Below are 24221 nucleotides of genomic sequence, written 5' to 3' on the forward strand. Positions count from 1 at the left end.
TCGACAGCCCCTGCTCCTCTCCGCAGCCATTCACTTCCCAGATTTTGGCCAATATCGGCAACGAACCAACCCGGCCTGCGTTAGGGTGAAAAGTCAGGAACAGTATGTGCCGTGTCCTTGCCTATATCGGGCCAGAAATCCCCCTCCAAAGTCTGCTTCTTGAGCCAGAGAACAGTCTGATCAACCAAAGTCTGGACCCCGAACTTCATCCGTTGCTTCAATTGGCTGGGTGGGGCTTCGCCGCTTGGAGCGAGCATCTTCTGAAGCCGGAAGAACCATTTTTGTATCGCAGACCAATGGCTGCCTTCTATGACGACAATGCAGCCTCCGTTATACCCAGCCTTCAGGGCAGTACGCTGCTCGCTCATGTTCGGGCAGCAGGTTACAATTCGCGTACCGTTCTTGCCGATGAAAACTGTCATCCTTTTTCCTTTGCGGAGACGCCTTGGATTGTTGCGCAGAATGGCGCGGTGCCGAATTGGCAGATCTTGCAAAAAGAGCTGCTGCAGCACTGCGAGGACAGATATCTCAAGCAAATGCGTGGAACGACCGACACGGAGTTTCTGTATGTTCTGCTGCTATCCCTGCTGAAGGGGGATAGTGACGATGATGTCCAGCAAGGCTTCGAAGAGTTGCAGAAGGTCATTCTGCAAGCGATGCAAAAGCTCGATCTAGTCGAACTGACCAAGCTGAAGATCGCGCTTGTTGCGCCGGACCGGATCATTGGCGTCAATTATGGCTTTGATCATGATGGGGAAACAGCGCCCCAAGGGGATTGGAAGCAGCTGCGCAAAGCCAATTCCGGAACAGATGACCATGCGACCTCGATGCTGCTGGAGCCGGTGTACGTTCTGGTGGGAACGAACTTTCAGGATTACGCAAAATCCTACAAGGTTGATGCCTGTCCGGAAGGCGAAGCAACATCGGCGATCTTTGCATCCGAGCCTTTGACCGAAGATCACGACGAATGGTTGGATATCAAGTTTGGTGAGATCGTCATGCTTGAAAAGAAGGACGGTAAAATTGCGAAATCCGTTCGCAAACTGAACGTATAAACACCGGAGGTTGCGGATGCGTGCCGAACCTCTTGTTCATTGACGCAGGTTATTCATGGCAGATCGCTTTCATAGCTTCGAAGCTCTCGCCATTGCGATGAAAGAGGGTGTCAACTATCGCATTCGCAGCAAGGATCGCGGGACATCCGCCGTGATCCTTGCACCTCACGGCGGCACCATCGAACCCGGGACATCCGAAATTGCCGAAGCAATCGCAGGAGGCGATTTCTCATTCTACTGCTTCGAGGCTCTCAAAACCGGTTCTCATGGCGATTTTCACATCACCTCTCATCGTTTCGATGAACCTCGTGCAGTCGATCTTGTTGGCAGGTCATTCACTGCTGTTGCGATCCACGGACGCAGGGATGATGGAAGCGACGCCGTATGGCTTGGCGGACGCGCAGTCGCCTTGCGCGATGCCATTGGTGCTTCGCTGCGCAATGCAGGTTTTGAAGCTCAGCCCAACACAACCCTGCCTGGGCTTCATGAAACCAATATCTGCAATCAGACCAGATCTGGCGCAGGAGTGCAGTTAGAGCTTCCACGAAGATTGCGCCAAAAACTGGTAACCAACAGAAATGAATTGGAAAAGTTCTGTTCCGCAGTCAGGGACGTGCAAGGAAAATTTGCGGAACGTTATGCGGCCCGCGATAATTAAACCGTTTATTTCCAAATCACTGGCGTCATGCTGACGATGCGATCATCAACACTAACCATCACTTCGCCATCCTGAATATTGACCTGCATCTTCATGGCCCGGCTTGCCAGTCTTTCCAGATGGTTAGTGTCGCTTTCGGAAAAATTGATGACCTGAAGATTATCAAAACGGGTGGTGCTGTTCTTGATTTTGTCCCACCACATTTCGGCTGTCCTGCCACCATAAGGATAGATGATCACCTTATCCGCTTTGCTACAGGATTGGCGGATTGCCTTCTCGGTCGGGAGCCCCAAGGCGACCCACAGTTCGATCTCACCGCTCAGACTTTTCTGCCAAACATCTGGCTCGTCATCCGTTGAAAGACCTTTGGTCATTTCCAGATGCTCATGGGCATTCAACGCAAATGCCAGAATACGCACCATCAACCGCTCGTCGGTTTCAGACGGATGCTTGGCGATTGTCAGTTTATGGGTTTCATAGTAGTGACGATCCATATCAGACACGGAAAGCTCAACTTTATAGATCGTAGATTTTTGCGCCATGATACTGTCCCGGAACATCGAAGATAGCGCTGCCTAGTCCGTCTGGTGGCTTTGTGAAAGCGGATAGGGATGCCGACAACAAGTTGGTTCGGTTCATTCGATCACTTTCAGCCGCTCAAGCTGAATGGCGACGCCATTCATAACTTTTGACATTCAGTAGCAGCCTGAGGTGCTCCCCATCTCCTGGTCAGGATCTGGCGCTTTTCAAGCTCTTATCTTCTCCTGCTGATTGGCTTGCGTTGCTTCGGTTTCCAGCGAGTAGACCACCGCTGGTGATTGGCCGCCAAGGGCTTTGTGCGGGCGGCGGTGATTGTAGAACTCCATCCATGTTCTGATACCTGCGCGGGCCTGTGCCCCGGTCTCCCAAGCATGCAGGTAGATGCACTCGTATTTCAGCGTCCGCCATAGTCGTTCGATGAAAATGTTGTCCAGATAGCGGCCCTTGCCGTTTATGGATATGCGGATGCCCGACCGGCGCAGGCGGTCTGTCCACGCGAACGATGTGAACTGCGATCCCCGATCGCTGTTCATGATGTCCGGCGGTCCAAACCGATAAATGGCCTCGTTCAGCGTCTCGACGCAGAAGTCCGCATCCAGCGTGTTTGATATCCGCCATGACAGGACCATACGGGTATGCTTGTCTGAGGTGCCCCTAGTTTCCTAGACGTCTGCCTTATTCAGTTTTTGCTGCCTGGCTTCGAAGTCAACGGGTGACAGTATGCAGTTGTTGGTGTGCTTGCGCTTCGGGTTGTAGAACATCTCGATGTAGTCGAACATGTCCTGTCTTCCTTCTGCGCGGGTCTGGTATGTGCGGCGGCGGATACGTTCCCGTTTCAGGAGCTGGAAGCAGCTTTCCGCAACCGCATTGTCATGGCAGTTCCCGCGGCGGCTCATGCTGGCCTCCAGATTGTGCTGGCCGAGGAATAGCTGCCACTCGCGGTTGGTGAACTGCGATCCCTGGTCTGAATGGATCATCACCCTGGCCTTGGGTTTGCGCCGCCAGACGGCTGCAAGCAGGGCCTGCAGCGCAAGGTCGGTTGTCATCGGGACTGTGCGGACCAGCCGACCACGCGCCGCGAGAACAGATCAATGACCACAGACAGATATAGCCAACCCTCATGGGTCTTGATGTAGGTGATGTCGGTCACCCAGACTTTGTCGGGCGTATCCACCTCGAACTGCCGGTCCAGCCTGTTGGACACGACAACAGCAGGCTTTCCGCCATACCGCCCAGGACGGCGCTTGTAGCCGACCTGGGCCAGGATGCCTGCAAGGCTGGCCAGCCGGGCGACCCGGTTCTCGGAGACCTGCTCCCCCTGATTGCGCAGATCGTCAGCCAGCTTGCGATAGCCATAGACTTTGCCACTGTCGGACCAGGCCTGCCGGATCAGTTGCGTCTGGCACATATCGTCCTGCGCACGGCGACTTAACGGTTCCTTAAGCCATGCTTAGAAGCCGGAGACGTGAATCCGCAGCACCCGGCACATGGCCCGGACACTGAACTCGGCCCGATGCGCCTGCATGAAGGGGTACTTCACTTTGCATTCTGCGCGAAGTACGCGCTCGCCACTGTCCTCGGACCGATGGCGGACAGGACTCGCCCTTTTTTAAGATGTCGCAATCCTCGGTCACTCGCGCCAGTTCGCGCTTCAGCCGACGGTTCTCGGCCTCGTGATCCACACCAGGCTTCTTCGGCTCAGAATCGCCAAAAAGCTTCATCCACTTGTAGAGCGAATGCGTGCTGACGCCTAAGCGCCCGGAAACCTCCCCAACAGAATATCCTCGCACCGTGATCTGATGCACCGCGTCCCGCTTGAACTCGTCACTGTCATTGCCTGTCCCCATCTCGGCCTCCTAGCCTCAAAGTTAGGGGGCAAAGCACCTGCAAATCTAGGGGCACCTCACGCAGACGTGGTATCAACAGCAGCGCGCACTGTTGGCCGATCGATAGGTCCGGATGGTCGCGCTCGACCATACCGCGCCTCACTTCCCGCCCCAGGGCTTGAGCATTCTTTCCAAAAAAGAGTTGGCCACCGCCAGATCTCCGATTTTGGCATGCAGATTCCGAACCTGATCCTCGTCGATGACAGGTGCCTTGCGGCTGCCGCGCTCAAAGACAACAAACGCCCCGTCCAGCAGTGCGCGTTTCCATTAGTTGATCATCGTCGAATGCACGCCGAACCGGCTCGGCGGCGCTGCTCGGACTTACGCCGCGCCACTGGCGCGACGGTCCCTCCAACCCTCATCAGGGCTTCCAAGCGCGACCTTGATCCTCAACTCAGTCGTGTGCGGCTTCCGTTTCGACATCTCTGATCTCATTCTCGTCAAAGATCAGCAGACTGCAAATGGTAGCTTATGTCAGTGTCCGAATTTCGGGGGTAGCATACCCCTCCAGCGAGAGTGACTGTTGTTCGTTCCAGGAAGCGATTCCATCCGAAGCCGCCCCAAGAACGAGCACACCTTTTCTGACGGAAAAGTTTTAGAATACGTCCGCCGCACGACGTCACGAAGGGGCTCGAACTCATCACCGAGACCCCGACTTTTGAGCCATGCCATCCAAGGCCCGAAGAGCCGACCGAAGAATCTACTATCCAACCCGTCTTCACGGGCCATCGCGGCAAGGCAGTCAGAAAGGGCCGAGGGGCCATCTTTCAGAATGTCGTAGCCCCGAGCGCCATAAGTCACCCATTCGGACTCGCTATGCCCCTTCAGCGCAGCGAGTGGCCCTTTCGCAATGCGTAAGGCCCAGCACTTCATATGCGCGGGACGCCACATTGAGTTCCAGCCGGTCAAACCATCGCTCGCCCTGCCCGCTCAGGATGCGGTTGGTCAGGTCTAACTCGAAAGCGCTGCAGTTCACTTGGGCCACTGGCTGGTCCAGAATCCAGCCGTGATACTTCCAGAGCTGCGCTGCAAAATCTTTGGCATCCTTGTAGAATTTTTCGGCGGGGAGGCACACGAGCATGCATTCGCGATCCGCGCAGCTTCTGATCGACGAGAATTTTCAGTGGAGGCGACGTGGTAAGCGCCATGCCTTGCCTGCAGATGGAACCTCCGCCCTGACATATTGCGGACAAATCCGGACGCGAGCGCTCTGAAAACTTTGAACAGAGGCAAATTCATCCCGCAGGCGAAAATGGCCATTGCGAAGATAACGGATGGACACTTTTTCCAATGCGGCTGCATCGTACCCGGCCAGCTGGGCCAATTGCTCGATGGCAACCTTCTCACCACGAAAGAGTGAATCGACCGGAAAAGCAATGTCACCGCAAAACTGTCGCATGGAGCTGGTGCCATTCCTAGCCGCAAGCCGCGACAGCAAGAAGGATGCCGGCCGAACGCAGCATGCGACACCGTCAGCGGCAACATCGGAAAGCTCGTTCCGGGGGCGGCAGGGAGGCTCTTGGCCAAACGGGGCTTCCGCGATCGGATAAAGACAGGACTGGCCTGACTTTACGCTCGCAAACCCCACTGGGCAACGCGAATCTGATCTCGGGAAGGTTCGGCTTTTGGGTCTGCTATGCGGGACCAAGCGGTCACTCGCCTTAATCCTTGCAAGGGTGTGTGATTTGCTCACCTACTCCCGCCGAGAAGAAATCGCTCTCAGGGTCGAACGCCAATGAGATCATCACAGGGCAGCCATGGATACCCCTTTTCAAGGGGCCGTAGCCGAGATTGACAATAGGAGGTATCCTGATGACGTCGCGGCGCTCGTGAGTGCCGTCTGCTATTTGCTGTTCCATCCTATGAGTAAAGCTTTGCAGCAATGAAGCTCGTTGTTCTGAGGTCAAAGGGGGGGCACCTTTGACCAGAGACACCTCGCAGGTCGAATGCAACTGACCACCGCGATCATATGTGGAGTAGGTCACCTGCAGAGGAGACGAAGGGAAGCGCCAGATCCGATGATCTCTAACGTTTGACGAAAGTTCAGCGTTAGCCTCACCCAGTCTCTCTAGACCATCGTCGAAAAACCCTGTCGTCGTCTCAATCGAACTCTGGCAGCGGTTCAGCGCGTCCAAAAAATCTGCGAGATAAGTCTGCGCCGCAGCTGGAACGGGACAGGATAGAAGGAGCAAACAAGGCAAGAGTCGCATTACATTATCCCAATTCAACAGGGCAAATGTTGCACGACGCCGGATGACCGCAAAGGGCTCTTTTCGGACCTTCGCGGCACCAAGCACAAGCGACCGTTTTCCTGAACCGCACGCGATTTGGGTCAGAGATCTGACACAAAAGTCGATTTTGCTTGGCATCTGGCAAAAAGTGAAATGGTGCACCCGGAGCAATTCGAACGCCCGGCCCCCAGATTCGTAGTCTGGTGCTCTATCCAGCTGAGCTACGGGTGCAACATGACGGGGTGAATAGCTGCAGTGTTCGAGGGGTGCAAGGGATGAAAACAAAAAATTCGCCAAATTTCCAAAAAACCGTCTCAGGCTGTCTGGCGCAGTTCGGATCGGGCGACGCCACGGGGGATCTGGATGCAGAACTGGCTGCCCTCGGCATCGCTGCGCAGCAGTTCCAGCGTGCCGCCATGACCGCGCACCAGATCGGCGGCAATGGTCAGGCCCAGCCCGGTGCCGCCGCGACGCGTGCTGCCGGTGAAGGGCTTGAACAGGTATTCCTTGGCCTTGTCGGGCAGGCCGGGCCCGCTGTCACCGACGCGAATCCACCAGTCGTTGTCCCCCTCGCCTGCGCCGACCTCGACTGTGCCGGGTTTGCCGGTGGCCTCGATCGCCTGACGGGCATTGCGCATCAGGTTGGACAGCACGCGATACAGCTGATCGCGGTCGGCGCGGATGATCAGTGTCGCAGGAATGTCCGATAGAAAATCGACCTGCCCGGCGGCTTCGGCGGCCAGAACCTCGGCCTCGATCACCTCGGCGGCCAGCTGGTGCAGGTTGAAGCGCGACATCGTGGGGGCCGGTTCCTCGGCCTTGCCGAAGGCCAGCGTGGTTTCACACAGGTTCACCGCCCGCGTGATCGAGTTCACCAGCTTGGGCGCCGCACGCCGCACCTTGGGATCGGCGCTATCCTCCAACCGGTCGGCAAATATCTGCGCCGTGGTCAGGATATTGCGCAGATCGTGACTGATCTTGGCGACCGCCTGACCCAATTGGGCCATGCGTTCCTTCTGCTTCAGGGACGACGTCACGGTCTGTTGCATGGATCTTAGCGCGTCCTCGGCCTCGCGCAGTTCCTCGAGGCGTGCGCCGGGGATGATGATGTGACGGGCGTCCTCGGGGGCGCTGGCATAGGCGGACATATGACTGATGACGCGACGCATCGGCACAAGGATCAGCCTTTGCGCCGCCAGGAACAGCAGAACCGCCGTCAGGATGGAAAAGGCCGCCGACACCCCCAGCAACCGCAGCCCATAGTCCATCATCGCCTGCTGCAAGGGGGCAGTCTGCATGGTGATCTCAATCAGCTGACCGGCTTGGTTCACCGGCGCCCCGATCACGCGCACGACATGATTCTGGCGACTGACCAGCGTTGCCAGCGAATCGTCGATAGTCTGCAAGACACCGTCTTCACGCAGGTCATAAGTTGCGGCGATGGGCCCGGGGATCGGCGAGGACAGGACAAGCTGGCGGATGTCGTTCCGGCGCAGGACCACGTTGAAGACATCGGCGTTCTGCAGCAATTCGGCCTCGAGGTCTGATGCCAACAATTCATCCGTCGCCAGCAGCGCCAGACTTGCGATCTGCGCACGCTCGAGGCGCGATTCGAGGTAATCCAACCTGAAGGACGCCAGTGAAGGCAAGAGGATGAACAATTCTGCCAGGATGACGAACATCATCGTCAACGCGGCGAATCGGCCAGAGATCGTGTTCAGTCGCATGGTGTCCGGATATGGTTGTGCCGGTGCAACTTGTCAGCCGACGAATGTGGTATGTGCCGATCAAACGAATGTGATCGTATCATGGTTCCATCTTGTGCGTTCGCGCGAAGATCAGGTGGTTTGCTGCCGGAATCGGTTGACGCAGGCGTGCTTGTCCCCTAATGAGCGGGCTTCGAACAACCAGCGCCGTCGCGCGGGGCAGTATCCTGCTACCCTGCCCTGACTTGATGCCACCCGCAAGATACGACCCGGAGACTGATTATGAAGCGCACCTTCCAACCTTCGAACCTTGTTCGTGCGCGCCGTCACGGCTTTCGCGCACGCATGGCCACCAAAGGCGGCCGTCGCATTCTGAACGCACGCCGCGCCAAAGGCCGCAAGAGCCTGTCGGCTTGATAGCGCCCGGCAGCCTTGTGCTGCCACATGAAGGCTTTCGACATGCCGCCACTGCCCCATCCTGCTGACACTCAGCCCACGGATGCCGGCGGGGCGGCATTTCGCGTGGCCTATGGCTTCAAGATGCCCCCCGTGATCGGCAAGCGCGCCGATTTTCTGGCTGCTGCCAAGGCACGTCGTCAGGCGATGCCCGGCTTTCTGTTGCAGGCCCGCAACCGCGACGATGCCGGCCCTGCCCGAAATCGGCTTCACCTGCTCCAAGAAGGTCGGCAATGCGGTCGCCCGCAATCGTGCCAAGCGTCGTCTGCGTGAAATCGCCCGCTTGATCATGCCGCAAACCGCACAAGCGGGATGGGATTATGTGCTGGTCGGTCGCCCCGGTGCCACCGCCAGCCTCGATTTTGCCCAGTTGTGCGAAGATTTCGCGCGCGCCATGCGCAAGGTTCACAAGTGAAACCGCTGGCGCAGGTCGTGGCCTTGCCGGTGCGGGCCTATCGCCTGGTCGCATCGCCCTGGGTCGGGAACGGCTGCCGCTTCCAGCCGACATGTTCGGCCTATGCGTTGCAGGCGCTGGAACATCATGGCCCCCTGCGCGGGACGTGGCTGATGCTGCGACGCATCGGACGTTGCCATCCCTGGGGCGGGTCGGGTTTCGACCCCGTGCCCGGAACCGACACGACCTGCACCAACAGCGGCTGCACCAACGACGCCTGTACCGAAGACCGCGACCAACATCACTGAACGGGGGCCATCATGCTGGACGAACTGGACGACAAGGATATCCATCCGCTTTTCGCAGGTGCCCCCGCCTCGACCGAGTTTCGCAAGCTGCGCAAGCGCATGGTCCGCGAGACCCGCGCCGCGATCGAGGATTACGGCATGGTCCGCCCCGGCGATCGCTGGCTGGTTTGTCTGTCGGGCGGCAAGGACAGCTATGCCCTGCTGGCGATCCTGCACGAGCTGAAATGGCGCGGCCTGCTGCCGGTGGATCTGCTGGCGTGCAATCTGGATCAGGGCCAGCCGAACTTTCCCGCCACCGTCCTGCCGGAATTCCTGAAGGACAGAGGCGTTGAACATCGCATCGAATATCGCGACACCTATTCCATCGTGAAGGACAAGACTCCGGCCGGCCGCACCTATTGTGCGCTGTGTTCGCGCCTGCGCCGCGGCAACCTCTATCGCATCGCGCGTGAGGAAGGCTGTTCGGCGGTCGTACTGGGCCATCACCGCGACGATATTCTGGAAACCTTCTTCATGAACCTGTTCCACGGCGGGCGGCTGGCGACCATGCCGCCCAAGCTGTTGAACGAAGACGGCGATCTGACCCTGCTGCGCCCGCTGGCCTATGTCCCCGAGGCCGACTGCGAGCGGTTTTCCAAGGCGATGAACTATCCCATCATCCCTTGCGATCTTTGCGGCAGTCAGGAAGGGCTGCAGCGCGTGCAGGTCAAGCGGCTGCTGGACGAATGGGAAACACGGACCCCCGGCCGCCGTCAGGTGATGTTCCGGTCGCTGATGAACGTGCGCCCCTCGCATCTGCTGGACCCGGCGCTGTTCGATTTCGCGGGCCTTGTTCCCGGCCTGAAGGACGCCGGCGACGTGTCCGTGCCGGTTCTGCGCGATTCAGAACCGGAACTTTAACGGAACGCAAAGCTTTCGGGATTAGGACTGACCACGGTGATTCCGTGAAAGGTCCGGCATGTCCAAGAATGTAACGCGTCTCTTCGCTCCGATCCGCAAGTTGCTGGGCCGCCCAGATCAGGCCCGCGACCTTTCCCGCAGCGTCCTGCTGCTTCAGCTTGAAAACACCGAACTGCTGTCGCGCAATCTGGACAAGGCCGCCATGAGCCATCTGCTGGTTCAGCTGTCGATGACCCTGGGCCGGGCGGTGCGCCCCTATGATCCGGTGCGGGTGCTGTCGCCGGGGCTGTTCGCCTTCGTACTGCGCAATCGCACCGACCGCGATGCGATGCAGGTGGCCCATAGGCTGCACCGCAAGGGCCAGACGCCGATTTCGATCGCGGGTCAGACGCTGACGCCGGTGATCAGCGGCGCGCTGGTCCATGCCGATGGCACCTGCCTGTCGGGCCCCAATCTGGCGCGCGACCATCTGCCCGAACCCGACCTTCCTACCATCGAGACGCTGATCGACAACGCCCGCCACCGTTTGCAGGCCACGCCCGACAATGATCTGGGGCGGCTGCGGCTTTATCCCTATGACACCACGCTGACCGGCGCGCCGCTTGTCGCCACGATCAGCGATGCGATCAGCGCCGATCAGGTTGAGGCATGGTTCCAGCCGCAGGTCTGCTGCCATTCGGGCGCCATCACCGGCTTCGAGGCCTTGGCCCGCTGGAACCACCCCGTCCGCGGCATACTTGCACCGGGCGTCTTCATGCCCCAGATGTCCGAGGCCGATCACACCGCCCTGACCCAGGCCATGCTGACCCAATCCCTGATGGCGCTGAAAGAGTGGGACAAATCAGGGTTCAGCGTGCCGACGGTCTCGGTCAACATCTCGAACAACGAATTGTCCGAACGCGGCTTTGCCGATTGCCTGCTGTGGGAGCTGGACCGCCATGAAATCCGCCCCGACCGCCTGGTGATCGAGGTTCTGGAAAGCGTCGGCCCCGTCACCAGCAATGCCGATGTCCGCGTCAATCTACGCAAACTGTCCAAAGCTGGCTGCCATATCGATCTGGATGATTTCGGCACCGGCTATGCCAGTCTGGATGCCATCCGCCAGTTCGGCATCCACCGCATCAAGCTGGATCGCAGTTTTGTCACCGGCTGCGACATCGACCCGGCCCAGCAGCGGATGATCCTGGCCATCCTGGCGCTGGCCGAACGGCTTGGCATCGCGGCCTTGGGTGAAGGCGTCGAAACCCGCGAAGAACACGCCTTCCTGGCCCAGATGGGCTGCGACGAGGTTCAGGGTTATGCCATCGCGCGGCCCATGCCGCTGTCGGCCAGCATGGATTTCCTGCGCCGTCACAACGCCGCCGCGGCCGATCTTCCCAGCATCGCACGCCGCAGCTGACCGCCGGATCGGCCTGCAAAGGGCCGGAACCGTCCATTTCCCCCAAGCATTCCTGCCCATTCGGCCAAATCCGCTTGACCTTTCGGGGCCCGTTCTGTTGAACCGGCCCGACTGACGTGATGACAGTGGTGAGGGAATGGAAGACAACAACCGCAATCTGATCCTGGCGACGGTCCTGTCGTTTCTGGTGATCCTGGTCTGGTATACGGTCTTCGCTCCGGAACCCGTATCGGACCAACCTTCGGGCCAGCCGCTGGCTGAGCAATCGGTGGGCGACCAGCCCCTGACGGCAGATGCCCCCGCAGGCACGACGACGGCCGCCCCGGCGGATCTGGCCGATCAGGCGCAGCCCGCGGGCCGCATCCAGATCAAGTCGCCGGCGCTGGAAGGCTCGATCTCGCTGGCAGGCGGTCGCATCGACGACCTGCTGCTCAGCCGCTACCATGAAACGCTGGACGACAGCTCGCCCGATGTGCGGCTGCTGTCGCCGTCCTCGGCCACGGCCGACGACAACATCCGGACGGGTGTGACCAAGCCTTATTACACCGTCTATGGCTGGACCCCGGGCTCGGGCACCGACCCGGAACTGGTTCCCAACCCGACGACCGTCTGGACGCAGGAATCGGGTGAAACCCTGGCCCCCGGCCAGCCGGTGACGCTGGCGTGGGACAACGGCGCCGGCCAGATCTTCCGCCGCACCTTCAGCCTGGACGAGAATTACCTGTTCACCGTCTCGCAGAGCCTGCAGAACGACGGCGACACAGATTTCTCGGCCGCGCCCTATGGCATCATCGCCCGCCACGGTCGCCCTGATACGCAGAACTACTTCGTTCTGCACGAAGGCGTCGTCGGCATGCATGACGGCACGCTGATCGAGGAAAAATACAAGAACATCGCCGATCTGGACCCCATCGCCCGCGAAGGCCGTGCGCAGGTCTATGATGTCGCGGCAGATGGTTGGGTCGGTTTCACCGACAAATACTGGATGACCACGCTGGCCCCCGCCCCCGGGCAGGCCTTCACCGCGGTCGTGAAATACGCCGAGGGCGCCGACATCTATCAGACGGAAGCCCGCTTCCCGATGCAGACCGTCGCACCGGGCACGCAGGTCACCGCCGACAGCTATCTGTTCGCGGGCGCCAAGGTCTGGGAAGTCCTCAAGGATTACGAAGAAGGCGTCGGCATCAAGGGTCTGGTCAATTCGATCGACTGGGGCTGGTTCTATTTCCTGACCAAGCCGATCTTCCGTCTGCTGCACTGGCTGCATGCCATCATCGGCAACATGGGTCTGGCCATCATCGCGCTGACCTTCGTGCTGAAGACGCTGGTCTTCCCGCTGGCACGCAAGTCCTACATCTCGATGGCGAAGATGAAGGAATTGCAGCCGCAGATCCAGGAACTGAAGGAACGCACCGGCGACGACCGCATGAAGTTCCAGAAGGAAACGATGGAGCTGTACAAGCGTGAAAAGGTAAACCCCGCAGCCGGCTGTCTGCCGGTCATCCTGCAGGTTCCGATCTTCTTCTCGCTGTACAAGGTGATCTTCGTCACCATCGAGCTGCGCCACGCGCCGTTCTTTGGCTGGATCAAGGACCTTTCGGCCCCCGATCCCTCAAGCCTGCTGAACCTGTTCGGTCTGCTGCCCTATGCGGCACCGGCGCAGGGCACGCTGCTGCACTCGCTGTCGCTGCCGGCACTGGCGATCCTGCTGGGTGTCAGCATGTGGATGCAGCAGCGCCTGAACCCGGCGCCCGCAGATGCCGCGCAAAAGATGATCTTCGCGTGGATGCCGTGGGTCTTCATGTTCATGCTGGGCGGGTTTGCTTCGGGACTGGTGCTGTACTGGATCACGAACAACACCATCACGATCCTGCAGCAGTACACGATCATGTCGATGCACGGGCACCGTCCGGACCTCTTCGGCAACATCAAGTCCTCGATACCCAAGATCCCTGCGAAGGGTGCCAAGGGTAAAGGAAAGTGACCGCGCATCTGGCCCTGATCCGCCGCCATCCGATCAAATCGGTCGGTGGTGAAGGGCTGGACAGCGTGACCCTGCAGGCGGCACGCCGCCTGCCCGGCGACCGCAGCTATGCGGTCCTGACCGAAAACGGCGAGCGTCACGCGCTCGCCAGCCAATCGGACGGGCAGCCGGATCGCTGGCTGCCCAAATCCTGTTTCCTTCGCGGGGCCGTCTGCCCCGATCTGCAGGCCGTCACCGGCGGCTGGGATGGCGACAGGCTGACCCTGTCCCACCCGCGCCAGGCCCCGATCTGCGTCGATCCCGAAGCCGAAGGCGAAGCCTTGGTGGATTGGCTGCGGCCGCTCTGGCCTGCCGATGCCCCGCAACCGACCCGCCTTGTTCGCGGAGCTGCCATCTGGACCGACCAGAAATGGCCGTGGATCTCGATCCTGTCGCTGGACAGCCTTGCGGACCTTTCGGCGAAGACTGGCCTTGATCTGGGGACCCATCGCTGGCGCGGCAACCTGTGGGTCGAAGGCTGGGCGCCCTTCCACGAACGCAGTCTGATCGGCCAGATCATCCATATCGGACAGGCCGAACTGCGCATCACCGACCATATCGGTCGCTGCACCGCCACCAATGCCGACACGGCCACGGGGCGCGTCGATCTTGACATGATCGACTGTTTGCAGCGCCATTACGGACATACGGATTTCGGCGTCTTTGCCGAAGTCGTCACGGGCGGCGCGATCCGCCTTCAGGACCGGATCACCTCATGAAAGTCAATTTCCCCGTCGCCCCCGCCCCCGACCCCGCTGCAGCCGAGGCCGCGCGCCTGCTGTTTGCCGGTCCCGTCGATTTCCTGAAAGGCGTCGTCCATATGGACGGCCTGCCCCCCGCCACCCGCCCCGAGGTCTGCTTCGCGGGCCGCAGCAACGTCGGCAAATCCAGCCTGATCAATGCGCTGACCGGCCGAAAGGGTCTGGCGCGCGCCTCGAACACGCCGGGCCGGACGCAGGAAATCAACTATTTCACGCTTGGCGAACACTCCTATCTGGTCGACCTTCCGGGCTATGGCTATGCCAAGGCGCCGCTGGCGATCGTGGCCAAATGGCAGGCGCTGCTGAAAACCTATCTGGCCGGTCGCCAGACGCTGAAGCGCGCCTTCTGCCTGATCGACGCCCGCCACGGCGTCAAGGAAGTCGACCATGAGATCATGAAACTGCTGGACCGTTCGGCCGTGCCCTTCCAGGTGGTGATGACCAAGACCGACAAGCTGGGCCCGAACGCGCTGAAGCCTGTCCTGGCCCAGGTGGCCGAGGAATTGCAGAAGCACCCGGCGGCCTATCCCGAACTGGTCGTGACATCCTCGGAAAAGAATGAGGGCATCGCCACCTTGCGCACCATCATCGCCGGACTGGACTGAACCGGCCTTGCGCCATAGGGTCCGACCGTCGCCCAGGGAACTTGAGGATGAGAAAACAGACCATGAACCGTGACTGGATCGCCACCGCTCGTACCCTGTCCGAGGCCTTGCCCTATCTGCAGCGCTATTCGAATTCGGTCGTCGTGGTCAAATTCGGCGGCAATGCGATGGGTGACGACGAGGCCATGGCCGAGTTTGCCCGCGACATCGTCCTGATGAAACAGGTCGGCATGAACCCCATCGTCTGCCACGGTGGCGGCCCGATGATCAACGATCTGCTGACCAAGCTGGGCATCGAAAGCCGCTTCGTGCGCGGCAAGCGCGTCACCACCAAGGAAACCGTCGAAGTGGTGGAAATGGTGCTGTCGGGGCTGGTCAACAAGCGCATCGTGCAGGCGATCAACGACGCGGGCGGGCGCGCGGTCGGGATCTCGGGCAAGGATGACGACATGATGGTCTGCGAGGTCAACGATCCCGAACTGGGCTTTGTCGGTCGCCCGATCGAGATGAACGTCCAGATCATCCGCGACCTCTATGGCGCCGGCATGATCCCGGTCATCGCCCCCGTCGCGACCGGCATGGAGGATAACGAGACCTTCAACGTCAACGGCGACACCGCGGCCGGTGCCATCGCGGGGGCGCTGCAGGCCGACCGCCTGCTGCTGCTGACCGATGTCGCGGGCGTCAAGGATGACAGCGGAGAAGTCGTGACCCAGCTGCACCCCGATCAGGTCCGCGCGATGATTGCCGACGGCCAGATCGCCGGCGGCATGATCCCCAAGACCGAAACCGCCCTGCAGGCCATCGAAAAAGGCGTCCGTGCCGTCGTCATTCTGGATGGCCGCGTGCCCAACGCCTGCCTGCTGGAACTGTTCACCGAACATGGCGCGGGCTCGCTGATCCGCAAGACCGAACCGCGCGTCGTGCCCCGCGGTCTGCGTCAGGTCGACCCCGGCCTTTAAGTCCCGCTTCCAAGGAGGTTGCCGCCAACTTCGGGCAACCTCCTTGATTTGCTTGCCGTATCCACAAATCCTGTGGCAGTCTGCCAAGACAGACAGCATGGCAGCAAGAGGCCGCACCCCATGACCCCACTTGGACATCGACGCCTGATCCTGACCCGCCATGCCAAATCGGCTTGGGACGACCCGACGCTGGACGATCACGATCGCCCCTTGAACGACCGGGGCCGCCGATCGGCGCTGGCCTTGGGCGACTGGATGGCCAGCCGCGGCTACGAACCCGAAGAGGTTCTGTGCTCCTCGGCGGCGCGCACGCAGGAAACCTGGAACGTCATCGCGGCGGCCGCGCTGGAGGTGCGTCCGCAGTTGCGGATCGAACAGTCGCTTTATCAGGCCGGACCTGACAAGATGTTGGCTGTTCTGCGCAGCGCGACGCAGCCCACGGTAATGATGCTGGGGCATAATCCCGGCATATCCGAATTCGCGTCCCGCCTGCCCGCGCGCGTTCCGATGGACCCGGAATTCCGCCGCTATGCGACTGCCGCGACGCTGGTGGTCGATTTTCAGGTGGACAGCTGGGACCAGATCCAGCCCGGTCAGGGCAGCGTGATGGATTTCGTCCGCTTCGACGGGCGCGACTGAGCGCCCCGCCGACGTATTGGAAGGGCCAAGGTCGATGCCTTGGCCCTTTTTCGTTCAGTGCCCCAGAATTTGGCTGAGGAACAGCTTGGTCCGGTCCGATTTCGGATTGTTGAAGAATTCGCTCGGCGTGTTCTGTTCGACGATCTGACCCTGATCCATGAAGATCACGCGGTTCGCCACGGCCTGGGCAAAGCCCATTTCATGGGTGACGCAGATCATGGTCATTCCCTCTTCGGCCAGCTGGATCATGGTATCCAGCACCTCCTTGATCATCTCTGGGTCGAGGGCGCTGGTCGGTTCGTCGAACAGCATGATCTTGGGCTGCATGCACAGCGACCGCGCGATGGCGACGCGCTGCTGTTGGCCCCCTGACAACTGGCCCGGATATTTATGGGCCTGATCGGGGATCTTGACCTTTTCCAGAAAATGCATGGCCGTGGCCTCGGCCTCGCGCTTGGGGGTCTTGCGGACCCAGATCGGCGCCAGCGTGCAGTTTTCAAGAACCGTCAGATGCGGGAACAGGTTGAAGTGCTGGAAGACCATGCCGACTTCCGACCGGACCTTGTCGATGTTCTTGATGTCGCTGGTCAGCTCGACCCCGTTGACGCTGATGTGACCGGCCTGATGTTCCTCAAGCCGGTTGATGCAGCGGATCAGCGTCGACTTGCCCGATCCCGAAGGTCCGGCGATGACGATCCGCTCACCCTGATAGACCGTCAGGTCGATGTCGCGCAGCACGTGGAAGGTGCCGTACCATTTGTTCATGTTGCGGATGTCGATGGCCACCTGGTCGCTGACCTGCATATGGCTTTGGTCAACCTGCCGGTTGATCGCTTCACTCATGGATCTGATCCTTACTTGTGGTCACGCTGCAGGCGACGTTCCAGATACATCGAGTACCGGGACATGGCGAAGCAGATGATGAAGAAGATGGCGCCGACGAAGATGAAAGGCTCCCAGTAGATGCCCTTCCATTCGATATTGGCGCGAACGGCGTCCGACATGGATTTCAGCGGATCGTAAAGGCCCACGAAAGTCACCAGCGTCGTATCCTTGAACATGCCGATGAAGGTCGAGACGATGCCGGGAATGCTGATTTTCAGCGCCTGCGGCAGGACGATCAGACGCTGTGCCTTCCAGTAATCCAGCCCAAGCGCATCGGCAGCCTCGTACTGACCGCGCGGCAGGGCGGCCAGACCGCCCCGGATCACCTCGGCCATATAGGCAGCGGCGAAAAGGGTGACCATGATGATGACCCGCAGGATGATGTCAAAGGTGGTCCCCGGCGGCAGGAAATAGTTCAGCAGCAGGGAGGCCACGAACAGCAGCGTGATCAGCGGCACGCCGCGGATGAATTCGATGAAGACCACCGACAACGATTTGATCAGGAACATATCCGACTGTCGCGACAGGGCCAGAATAATGCCAAGCGGCAACGAAATGGCGATGCCCGCCACGCCGATGGTCACCGACAGCAGGAAGCCGCCAAAACGGTCGGAACGCACGGCCTCGATGCCCATGGGCAGCAGGCGTTGCGCGTCTTCGGCGGCGGCCCCCGACAGGAACAGCCAGAACAGCACCGTGACCAGAACGCCCGCCAGCACGGCGATCATCGGCGCCCGACTGACAAGGACCCGCCAAGCGACCCATCCCAGCACGGGTCCGGCAAGGATGAAGATTGGGCCCCACAAGCTGCCACCCCAGAGGAACCAGACCATCATCAGCGGATAGAGCATCGAGAAGGGCAACAGCCACGCCAGCTTCCGCTCGGATGCGACGAAGCCACCCGCAAAGACCGCGACGGCAAAAGCCAGCCAGATGACCGGTGCGCCAAGCGCGACCATGCAGGCCAGCGTGGTGATGGTGGTGATGGCCAACACCGCGCGACGGATCGTCAGCGAGGTCGAGAACAGCACCGGCACAAGCGCCACGATCAGCAGCCCGAAGGTCATGGTCGGGCGCCAGTAAAGATCGGGCGGATAGAAGCCGAAGACATACTGGTTCCAGCGTTCGCGGATGACCGCGAAACAGGCGCCGCGTGCGCCCTCGCCCCACGTGTCGATGATGATCTGTCGGCATTCGTTCAGGCTGTTCGCGTTCCAGACGGAATGCGCGAACCAGTCCCAGTAATGCGAAAACAGGAACCAGATGATCAACGCGCCGACGATGGTCAGGATCGTATTGACCGGCCCGGCGAACAGGTTTTCGCGCAGCCAGTGGATGACGCCGGCCTGGGTGTTGGGCGGCGGGGCCGAGGGCAGCATCGTGTCCCGCACGAACGGCACGGTCTGGGCATGGGTATCGCTCATCCTTACCGCTCCTTCAGTTTGACGCGGGAATTGAAGATGTTCATCCCCGCCGAGATGATCAGGCTAAGCGCCAGATAGATCAGCATCATCAGGACGATGGCCTCCAGCTCTCGGCCGGTCTGGTTCAGCGTCGTGCCCCCAAGCGTGCCGCGCAGGTCCATGTAGCCCACCGCGATCGCAAGCGAGCTGTTCTTGGTCAGGTTCAGGTATTGCGAAATCAGCGGCGGAATGATGACCCGCAGCGCCTGCGGCAGGATCACCAGGTTCATCGTGCGCTTGGGGCGCATGCCCAGGGCAAATGCGGCCTCGGACTGGCCACGGCTGACGGCCAGAATGCCGGCACGCACGATTTCCGCGATGAAGGCGGCGGTGTAAAGCGTTAGCGCCAGCCACAGTACGACCAGCGAGTTCGAGATGTTCAGCCCGCCGGTGAAGTTGAACCCTTTCAGCGACGGCGGCAGCAGGTGCAGGCCGAAATACCAGATCAGGATCAGCGACGGCAGGATCATGATCGCCAGGTTTTTCCACAGCGTCGCGGGACGGACGCCCGTGCGGTCCTGAACCTTTTGCGCATGGGCATTGATTGCCCTGCGTATGAACCAGCCCCCAAGCAGCACCGCGACAAAGGCGATGGTGGCCCAGTTGAAGGTGATGCGCGCGCCAAGATCCAGACTGCCCGGGTCGTTCGTCATCCCAAGCGTCGGGATCGCGGTATAGCGGTTGGTCAGCGCGACATTGTCGAACAGGATCATCGACCATGCCGGATCTTCGCCACGATAGGCATTGGGGGCGGGCAGGATCTCGGTGAAGACGGCATAGATCACCAGAATCCACAGCAGCAGCGGGATGTTGCGGAAAATCTCGACGTAGACCGTCATCAGCCGTGCGAACAGCCAGTTCTTGGACAGGCGCGCCACGCCGACCGCAACCCCCAGGATCGTGGCCGCGATGCAGCCCAGGATCGAGACGATCAGCGTGTTCAGCAGCCCGACGATCGAGGCCCGCAGGTGTGTGTCATTGCCGGTATAAGGGATCGGCGTCCCGGAAATATCGTAACCCGCGCGTTGGAACAGGAAGCCGAAGTCAAAGCTCTTGCCCATGGCGTCGAGGTTGCTGATCGTGTTCCCGACCAGCCACCACATGGCGGCCATGACCAGTATGAACACGATGACCTGAAAGGTCAGGGACCGATAGCGCCGATCATAGATCAGCATGCTGGGCCGGAACGACGCATGCGCCGATGCCGAGACGTCCGTCATCTTGATTACCCCTGTGGCCCGCCGGTACGGCTTTGCGCCGTTTTATATCGGTGGCGGGTTTGTCGTTGTTGGAAGGGCCCCGAAGGGTGCGGACCGGGCCCCGAACGGGCCCGGTCCTTCATGCCGTCCGGATCAGCGGAACGGGGGCGCGTAGAGCAGACCGCCCTGAGTCCATTGTGCGTTCAGCCCGCGTGCCAGACCGATGGGGGTCTGTTCGCCGATGTTGGCGGCGAAGATCTCGCCATAGTTGCCGTTGGCCAGAATGGCGCGCTTGGCCCATTCGGCATCCAGCCCCATCATGGCGCCCAGTTCGTCGGTCGTACCCAGAAGGCGCTGGACCTCAGGGTTCTCGGACGAGCGGACCAGTTCCTCGATGTTGCGCGAGGTGACGCCGTATTCCTCGGCGGCGATCAGCGCGTTCAGAGTCCAGCGGACGATGTCGCCCCAGTTGTTGTCGCCATGGCGAACTGCCGGCCCAAGCGGTTCCTTCGAGATGATCTCGGGCAGGATGATGTGGCTTTCGGGGTTGGCGAAAGCTGCACGGGTCGCGGCCAGACCCGATGCGTCGGTGGTATAGGCGTCGCAGGCGCCGGCCATATACTGCTGTTCACCCTCGGCGTTGCTGTCGATGTTGACGGGGGTGTATTCCATCTGGTTGGCGCGGAAATAGTCGGCCAGGTTCAGCTCGGTCGTGGTGCCGGTCTGGATGCAGATGGTCGCGCCGTCCAGTTCCTTGGCCGAGGTCACGCCCAGATCCTTGCTGACCATGAAGCCCTGACCGTCGTAATAGTTGACGCCCACGAAATCCAGTTTCAGGTCGGTGTCGCGCGAATAGGTCCAGGTCGAGTTGCGGGCCAGAACGTCCACCTCGCCCGAGCTGACGGCCGTGAAGCGCGTCTGGCCGGTGGTCGGCACGAATTTCACCTTGGACGCATCACCCAGCACGGCGGCAGCGACCGCACGGCACAGCGCTACGTCGAAGCCGGCCCAGTTGCCGTTGGCGTCGGGTGCGGCAAAGCCCACCAGGCCGGTGTTCACGCCGCAGTTCAGCTCACCGCGTTCCTTGACCTGGGACAGGGTCGAACCCTCTTGGGCCATACCCATGCCGGCGATCATCGTCGCTGCGGCCACTGTCCCCAGGAAAACCGATTTTTTCATTGCTACCTCTGTGTTGGAGCGGCTGGTCCGATGCATGATCGGACCGGACGCGGGATGGACCGAATTTCCGGCCCTTGTTCTTTTATCTCGGCGCATAAGTGTTGCCCCAATAGGCGACATTGTGCCGATACAAAGTCCCGCGTCAAGAACCCCAACCCCGATGCCAAGCGCTTTCAACCCTTGCGGGACAAGCTCCACAGGCGTTCTGCCTGTTTCATGGCCAGCAATCGCGAGGCTGCAACCTGCTGTGCGTCCTCATCGTCGCCCCAATTGGCGATCTGGAATTCCTCGTCCACACGCGACAGGCGGAAGGATTCCGTGGCGTCAATCCGGCCCTGAACGACCGCCAGACCCAGAACCAGGGACCCGGGAATTGTCACCAGATCATGCAACGCGGTCAGCCCATACAGGTCCAGCGCCGCCACCTGCGCATGAAGGCGTGCCAGCGATTCGGCCGGTTGATCGACCGGAATGACGCCATGGGTGACGGTCAGCGGCGCATCGTGACGGGTGGCTGCCCATTCGATCAGCGGGTCCCAGGCCTCGGCCTGAAGGCGGATCAGGGGCTGCGGATCGGTTGCCCGATAACACAGCAGATCGGTGCCGCCATATTCGGCAAGCATGGCGGCAACGCCGTCGAATTGCGGGGCGACCTTCTCGACCGCGGAATTGGCGGCGCGGGTCAGCGGCATGCTGTCGGGACGGATGATATCGTCCTGCGCATCCCATTCCTGCGCCACGGCCTGTGCAAGGTCGCGGGTGGGCAGGATCAGGGGTTTCTTGCCCGGCGTGCGCAGGGGGCGGTCGTCCAGGGCGACCTCCCATCCGTCATCCGCGGGGCGGGGCTCGGCGGATTTCCAGAACCGGCGTGCTTTCCATTCGGTCATGCCGACCACTCCTCGATGGCTTGGGTGAGGGATGCGTAATCGTCGAAGATGTGCGCGGCCCCGGCCTGCATCAGCTCGGCCCGCGGGTGATAGCCCCAAGCGACGCCAAAGCCCGCCATACCGGCGTTGCGCGCCATCTGCATGTCGAAGCTGGTGTCACCGATCATCAGCGCATCATCGGCATCGACGCCGGACTCCGACAGTGCCGCGTGCAGCATCGCCGGATGCGGCTTGGACGGATGGGCGTCGGCGGTCTGCAGGCTGATGAAGCGCCCCTGCCAACCATGCGCGGCAATCACCGCATCAAGACCCCGGCGCGATTTACCGGTCGCGACGGCCAACAGCAGATCGTCGCGCATCGCCAGACGGTCCAGACAATCGCCGACGCCGTCATACAAGGGCGCCGCTTGCGCCGAACGGGCGGCGGCATAGGCAGATTTATAGCCGTCGGTCACCAACTGCTGCACCCCGGGCGGTGCTTCGGGCAGCAAACGGGCGACGGCCACCGGCAGGGACAGCCCGACGATGGACAGCACATCCGCCCGCGGCAAAGGCGCCAGCCCTGCCCCGGCAAGGGCGCTGTCCATCGCCGCCAGGATCAGGCCTTGGCTGTCAACCAGCGTGCCGTCAACGTCAAAGACGACAAGCTTCATTCGTCCTCCGCAAAGGGATCGGCGGGGACGTCGTTTTCATGCCAACCCACGGATTTCCACGTGCGGGTCATATGTTCGGCCAAGGGCGCGGTGATGGTGATGCGCTTCTTGGTAATCGGGTGATCGAAGGTCAGGCTGCGGGCGTGCAGATGCAGCTTCTTGCTGATCTCTCCGCCCAGCTGGGCACCCCAGCCATCGCCAAGGTTTTCCTGACCCGAGCCGCCATATTTCCCATCACCCACGATGGGATGGCCCAGTTCGGCCATATGGGCGCGCAGCTGGTGGGTGCGGCCGGTGATCGGCACCAGCGCACACCAGCTGGCCCGCGTGCCAAGTGCATCCAGAACGGCGTAATCGGTGGTGGCGCGCTTTGCGCCCTCGGTCTTGTCGATGTCGCGGGGGTGGACCGCCATCATCTTTTCGTCGCCGCCACGATGGCCGCCCTTGACCAGACCATAGCGGATCGTCCCCATGCGGGGATGGGGCACGCCTGCAACGGCGGCCCAATAGATCTTTCGCGTGCTGCGCAGACGGAACGCCTCGGACAGGGCGCGCGCCACACGGTCGGTGCGCGCCAGCAGCAGAACCCCCGAGGTGTCCTTGTCCAGCCGGTGAACCAGCTTGGGGCGTTCCTTGAAGCCGAACATCAGCGCGGTGGTCAGCCCGTCTACATGACGACCGCCCAGACCGCTGCCGCCCTGACTGGGCAGACCCGGCGGCTTGTTCAGCGCGATGATATGTTCATCCTTCCACAGGACTGCGGACTGAATCATCTCAACATCGGCGTCATTGACCTGCGGGCCCATGGGGCGTTCGCTGCGTTCACGCGCGGGACCGGGTTCGGGCATCGGCGGAATGCGGATTTCCTGCCCCGGCTGCACGCGCGAGGCGCCCTTGACCCGCCCGCCATCGACGCGCAGCTGGCCGGTGCGGCACAGCTTTTCGATCGCGACCTGCGAGACATGCGGGAAACGCTTGCGCAACCAGCGGTCCAGACGCTGCTCGCCATCTTCTTCGGTGACTTGAATTGTCTGTACGCCGCTCATGCCCAAATTCCTCGACCCAATGCCAGCCCCGCCATGACGGCGACCAGCGACAGCAGGACCGTGCCCGCCACATATGCCAAGGCGATGCCGCCCTGACCCCGTTCCCACATTGTCAGCACATCCAAGGAAAATGCCGAAAATGTCGTGAACCCGCCCAGAAACCCCGTCAAAAGAAGGGGCGCATAGGCATTCCCAAGCCGCTGCGCGAAGAGCGCCGCCAGAAGTCCCATCAGGAACGATCCGACAATATTCACCAGCCCCGTCGCAAGACCAAGCGCGGCCCAATGTGACGGGATCATCCGGTAAACGGCAAAACGACCGGTGGCGCCAAGCGCGCCGCCGATTGCGACCTGAAGAAAGGGGTTCATCATCGCGGGTGTGTGTCG

23 protein-coding genes, 1 tRNA gene and 3 pseudogenes are annotated in these 24221 nt (G+C 61.0%); 12 read left to right on the forward strand and 15 right to left on the reverse strand.

The annotated features are described in order from the left end of the window. The first annotated feature begins 104 nt into the window (after positions 1 to 104). Both SJY40_RS11100 and SJY40_RS11105 read left to right on the forward strand, forming a co-directional pair. The gene (locus SJY40_RS11100) at positions 105 to 1055 is read left to right on the forward strand and encodes a class II glutamine amidotransferase (protein ID WP_378946269.1); all 951 of its coding nucleotides are present in this window, start codon (positions 105 to 107) and stop codon (positions 1053 to 1055) included. 55 nt (positions 1056 to 1110) lie between these two features. After that, positions 1111 to 1713, forward strand: a complete 603-nt coding sequence (locus SJY40_RS11105) for a poly-gamma-glutamate hydrolase family protein (protein WP_378946272.1) — start codon at positions 1111 to 1113, stop codon at positions 1711 to 1713. Positions 1714 to 1718: 5 nt separating this feature from the next. On the opposite strand, the gene SJY40_RS11110 is transcribed toward SJY40_RS11105, so the two are convergent. The 7 genes and pseudogenes from SJY40_RS11110 to SJY40_RS11140 form a co-directional block, all read right to left on the reverse strand. Continuing rightward, the gene (locus SJY40_RS11110; protein WP_378948401.1) at positions 1719 to 2255 is read right to left on the reverse strand and encodes a YaeQ family protein; all 537 of its coding nucleotides are present in this window, start codon (positions 2253 to 2255) and stop codon (positions 1719 to 1721) included. Between the two features lie 204 nt (positions 2256 to 2459). After that, positions 2460 to 2897, reverse strand: a pseudogene (locus tag SJY40_RS11115) (transposase); the annotation flags it as partial. Positions 2898 to 2915: 18 nt separating this feature from the next. Beyond that, positions 2916 to 4100: pseudogene (locus SJY40_RS11120) on the reverse strand (IS3 family transposase). Between the two features lie 853 nt (positions 4101 to 4953). Beyond that, the gene (locus SJY40_RS11125) at positions 4954 to 5220 is read right to left on the reverse strand and encodes a hypothetical protein (protein ID WP_378946274.1); all 267 of its coding nucleotides are present in this window, start codon (positions 5218 to 5220) and stop codon (positions 4954 to 4956) included. Positions 5221 to 5259: 39 nt separating this feature from the next. Beyond that, a complete protein-coding gene (locus tag SJY40_RS11130; protein WP_378946276.1) occupies positions 5260 to 5538 on the reverse strand; it encodes a hypothetical protein in 279 nt (92 codons plus the stop codon). Positions 5539 to 6524: 986 nt separating this feature from the next. After that, positions 6525 to 6601: transfer RNA gene (locus SJY40_RS11135), tRNA-Arg, on the reverse strand. An 83-nt stretch (positions 6602 to 6684) separates the two neighbouring features. Further along, a complete protein-coding gene (locus tag SJY40_RS11140) occupies positions 6685 to 8097 on the reverse strand; it encodes a sensor histidine kinase (protein WP_378946278.1) in 1413 nt (470 codons plus the stop codon). Between the two features lie 261 nt (positions 8098 to 8358). Here SJY40_RS11140 and rpmH point away from each other — a divergent pair, with 261 nt between their 5' ends. The 10 genes and pseudogenes from rpmH (at position 8359) to SJY40_RS11190 (ending at position 16523) form a co-directional block, all read left to right on the forward strand. Further along, on the forward strand, positions 8359 to 8493 hold the full coding sequence (gene rpmH / locus SJY40_RS11145; RefSeq protein WP_072295533.1) for a 50S ribosomal protein L34: 135 nt from the start codon (positions 8359 to 8361) through the stop codon (positions 8491 to 8493). A gap of 42 nt (positions 8494 to 8535) precedes the next feature. After that, a pseudogene (gene rnpA / locus SJY40_RS11150) lies at positions 8536 to 8947 on the forward strand (ribonuclease P protein component). Beyond that, positions 8944 to 9234: a membrane protein insertion efficiency factor YidD gene (gene yidD / locus SJY40_RS11155; RefSeq protein ID WP_378946280.1), complete on the forward strand. Its 291-nt coding sequence runs from the start codon at positions 8944 to 8946 to the stop codon at positions 9232 to 9234. Before rnpA ends, yidD begins: the two are co-directional and overlap by 4 nt. A 12-nt stretch (positions 9235 to 9246) precedes the next feature. Continuing rightward, positions 9247 to 10134 (forward strand): tRNA 2-thiocytidine(32) synthetase TtcA, encoded by an 888-nt coding sequence (gene ttcA / locus SJY40_RS11160; protein WP_378946282.1) that lies wholly within the window; start codon positions 9247 to 9249, stop codon positions 10132 to 10134. A gap of 58 nt (positions 10135 to 10192) precedes the next feature. Continuing rightward, positions 10193 to 11533 (forward strand): EAL domain-containing protein, encoded by a 1341-nt coding sequence (locus SJY40_RS11165; RefSeq protein WP_378946284.1) that lies wholly within the window; start codon positions 10193 to 10195, stop codon positions 11531 to 11533. 136 nt (positions 11534 to 11669) lie between these two features. Continuing rightward, positions 11670 to 13517, forward strand: a complete 1848-nt coding sequence (yidC, locus tag SJY40_RS11170; protein ID WP_378946286.1) for a membrane protein insertase YidC — start codon at positions 11670 to 11672, stop codon at positions 13515 to 13517. Further along, positions 13514 to 14275, forward strand: a complete 762-nt coding sequence (locus SJY40_RS11175; RefSeq protein ID WP_378946288.1) for an MOSC domain-containing protein — start codon at positions 13514 to 13516, stop codon at positions 14273 to 14275. The genes yidC and SJY40_RS11175 overlap by 4 nt, the downstream gene beginning before the upstream one ends. After that, positions 14272 to 14922, forward strand: a complete 651-nt coding sequence (gene yihA, locus SJY40_RS11180; protein ID WP_378946290.1) for a ribosome biogenesis GTP-binding protein YihA/YsxC — start codon at positions 14272 to 14274, stop codon at positions 14920 to 14922. The genes SJY40_RS11175 and yihA overlap by 4 nt, the downstream gene beginning before the upstream one ends. Positions 14923 to 14984: 62 nt before the next feature. Further along, positions 14985 to 15884: an acetylglutamate kinase gene (gene argB, locus SJY40_RS11185; RefSeq protein ID WP_378948404.1), complete on the forward strand. Its 900-nt coding sequence runs from the start codon at positions 14985 to 14987 to the stop codon at positions 15882 to 15884. A 120-nt stretch (positions 15885 to 16004) separates the two neighbouring features. Beyond that, on the forward strand, positions 16005 to 16523 hold the full coding sequence (locus SJY40_RS11190; RefSeq protein ID WP_378946292.1) for a SixA phosphatase family protein: 519 nt from the start codon (positions 16005 to 16007) through the stop codon (positions 16521 to 16523). A gap of 54 nt (positions 16524 to 16577) precedes the next feature. Here the strand turns inward: SJY40_RS11190 and SJY40_RS11195 are convergent, their stop codons facing one another. The 8 genes from SJY40_RS11195 to SJY40_RS11230 all read right to left on the reverse strand — a co-directional run bounded on the left by SJY40_RS11195 (position 16578) and on the right by SJY40_RS11230 (position 24206). Next, positions 16578 to 17366 carry an amino acid ABC transporter ATP-binding protein gene (locus SJY40_RS11195; protein ID WP_378946294.1) on the reverse strand — a complete coding sequence of 263 codons (789 nt, stop codon included), beginning with the start codon at positions 17364 to 17366 and terminating at the stop codon, positions 16578 to 16580. 11 nt (positions 17367 to 17377) lie between these two features. Beyond that, positions 17378 to 18832 (reverse strand): ABC transporter permease subunit, encoded by a 1455-nt coding sequence (locus tag SJY40_RS11200; RefSeq protein ID WP_378946296.1) that lies wholly within the window; start codon positions 18830 to 18832, stop codon positions 17378 to 17380. Positions 18833 to 18834: 2 nt separating this feature from the next. Then, complete coding sequence (locus SJY40_RS11205; RefSeq protein WP_378946298.1) at positions 18835 to 20091, reverse strand: amino acid ABC transporter permease; 1257 nt, start codon at positions 20089 to 20091, stop codon at positions 18835 to 18837. Positions 20092 to 20223: 132 nt separating this feature from the next. Next, entirely contained in the window at positions 20224 to 21249 is a 1026-nt protein-coding gene (locus tag SJY40_RS11210) for an amino acid ABC transporter substrate-binding protein (protein WP_378946300.1), read from the reverse strand. A 173-nt stretch (positions 21250 to 21422) separates the two neighbouring features. After that, a complete protein-coding gene (locus SJY40_RS11215) occupies positions 21423 to 22136 on the reverse strand; it encodes an ATP12 family chaperone protein (RefSeq protein WP_378946302.1) in 714 nt (237 codons plus the stop codon). Continuing rightward, complete coding sequence (locus tag SJY40_RS11220) at positions 22133 to 22789, reverse strand: HAD-IA family hydrolase (protein WP_378946304.1); 657 nt, start codon at positions 22787 to 22789, stop codon at positions 22133 to 22135. Before SJY40_RS11220 ends, SJY40_RS11215 begins: the two co-directional genes overlap by 4 nt. Further along, entirely contained in the window at positions 22786 to 23835 is a 1050-nt protein-coding gene (locus SJY40_RS11225) for an RluA family pseudouridine synthase (RefSeq protein WP_378946306.1), read from the reverse strand. The genes SJY40_RS11220 and SJY40_RS11225 overlap by 4 nt, the downstream gene beginning before the upstream one ends. Further along, entirely contained in the window at positions 23832 to 24206 is a 375-nt protein-coding gene (locus SJY40_RS11230; RefSeq protein ID WP_378946308.1) for a fluoride efflux transporter FluC, read from the reverse strand. Before SJY40_RS11230 ends, SJY40_RS11225 begins: the two co-directional genes overlap by 4 nt. Between the last annotated feature and the right edge of the window lie 15 nt (positions 24207 to 24221).

The sequence above is a fragment of the Paracoccus sp. R86501 genome (genome assembly GCF_042466435.1).
Taxonomy (GTDB): Bacteria; Pseudomonadota; Alphaproteobacteria; order Rhodobacterales; family Rhodobacteraceae; genus Paracoccus.

Coding starts and splice junctions, on each gene's coding strand:
- SJY40_RS11100 (WP_378946269.1), top strand. CDS start 105: ATGTGCCGTGTCCTTGCCTATATCGGGCCAGAAATCCCCCTCCAAAGT.
- SJY40_RS11105 (WP_378946272.1), top strand. CDS start 1,111: ATGGCAGATCGCTTTCATAGCTTCGAAGCTCTCGCCATTGCGATGAAA.
- SJY40_RS11110 (WP_378948401.1), bottom strand. CDS start 2,255: ATGGCGCAAAAATCTACGATCTATAAAGTTGAGCTTTCCGTGTCTGAT.
- SJY40_RS11125 (WP_378946274.1), bottom strand. CDS start 5,220: ATGCTCGTGTGCCTCCCCGCCGAAAAATTCTACAAGGATGCCAAAGAT.
- SJY40_RS11130 (WP_378946276.1), bottom strand. CDS start 5,538: ATGCGACAGTTTTGCGGTGACATTGCTTTTCCGGTCGATTCACTCTTT.
- SJY40_RS11140 (WP_378946278.1), bottom strand. CDS start 8,097: ATGCGACTGAACACGATCTCTGGCCGATTCGCCGCGTTGACGATGATG.
- rpmH (WP_072295533.1), top strand. CDS start 8,359: ATGAAGCGCACCTTCCAACCTTCGAACCTTGTTCGTGCGCGCCGTCAC.
- ttcA (WP_378946282.1), top strand. CDS start 9,247: ATGCTGGACGAACTGGACGACAAGGATATCCATCCGCTTTTCGCAGGT.
- SJY40_RS11165 (WP_378946284.1), top strand. CDS start 10,193: ATGTCCAAGAATGTAACGCGTCTCTTCGCTCCGATCCGCAAGTTGCTG.
- yidC (WP_378946286.1), top strand. CDS start 11,670: ATGGAAGACAACAACCGCAATCTGATCCTGGCGACGGTCCTGTCGTTT.
- yihA (WP_378946290.1), top strand. CDS start 14,272: ATGAAAGTCAATTTCCCCGTCGCCCCCGCCCCCGACCCCGCTGCAGCC.
- argB (WP_378948404.1), top strand. CDS start 14,985: ATGAACCGTGACTGGATCGCCACCGCTCGTACCCTGTCCGAGGCCTTG.
- SJY40_RS11190 (WP_378946292.1), top strand. CDS start 16,005: ATGACCCCACTTGGACATCGACGCCTGATCCTGACCCGCCATGCCAAA.
- SJY40_RS11195 (WP_378946294.1), bottom strand. CDS start 17,366: ATGAGTGAAGCGATCAACCGGCAGGTTGACCAAAGCCATATGCAGGTC.
- SJY40_RS11200 (WP_378946296.1), bottom strand. CDS start 18,832: ATGAGCGATACCCATGCCCAGACCGTGCCGTTCGTGCGGGACACGATG.
- SJY40_RS11205 (WP_378946298.1), bottom strand. CDS start 20,091: ATGACGGACGTCTCGGCATCGGCGCATGCGTCGTTCCGGCCCAGCATG.
- SJY40_RS11210 (WP_378946300.1), bottom strand. CDS start 21,249: ATGAAAAAATCGGTTTTCCTGGGGACAGTGGCCGCAGCGACGATGATC.
- SJY40_RS11215 (WP_378946302.1), bottom strand. CDS start 22,136: ATGACCGAATGGAAAGCACGCCGGTTCTGGAAATCCGCCGAGCCCCGC.
- SJY40_RS11220 (WP_378946304.1), bottom strand. CDS start 22,789: ATGAAGCTTGTCGTCTTTGACGTTGACGGCACGCTGGTTGACAGCCAA.
- SJY40_RS11225 (WP_378946306.1), bottom strand. CDS start 23,835: ATGAGCGGCGTACAGACAATTCAAGTCACCGAAGAAGATGGCGAGCAG.
- SJY40_RS11230 (WP_378946308.1), bottom strand. CDS start 24,206: ATGATGAACCCCTTTCTTCAGGTCGCAATCGGCGGCGCGCTTGGCGCC.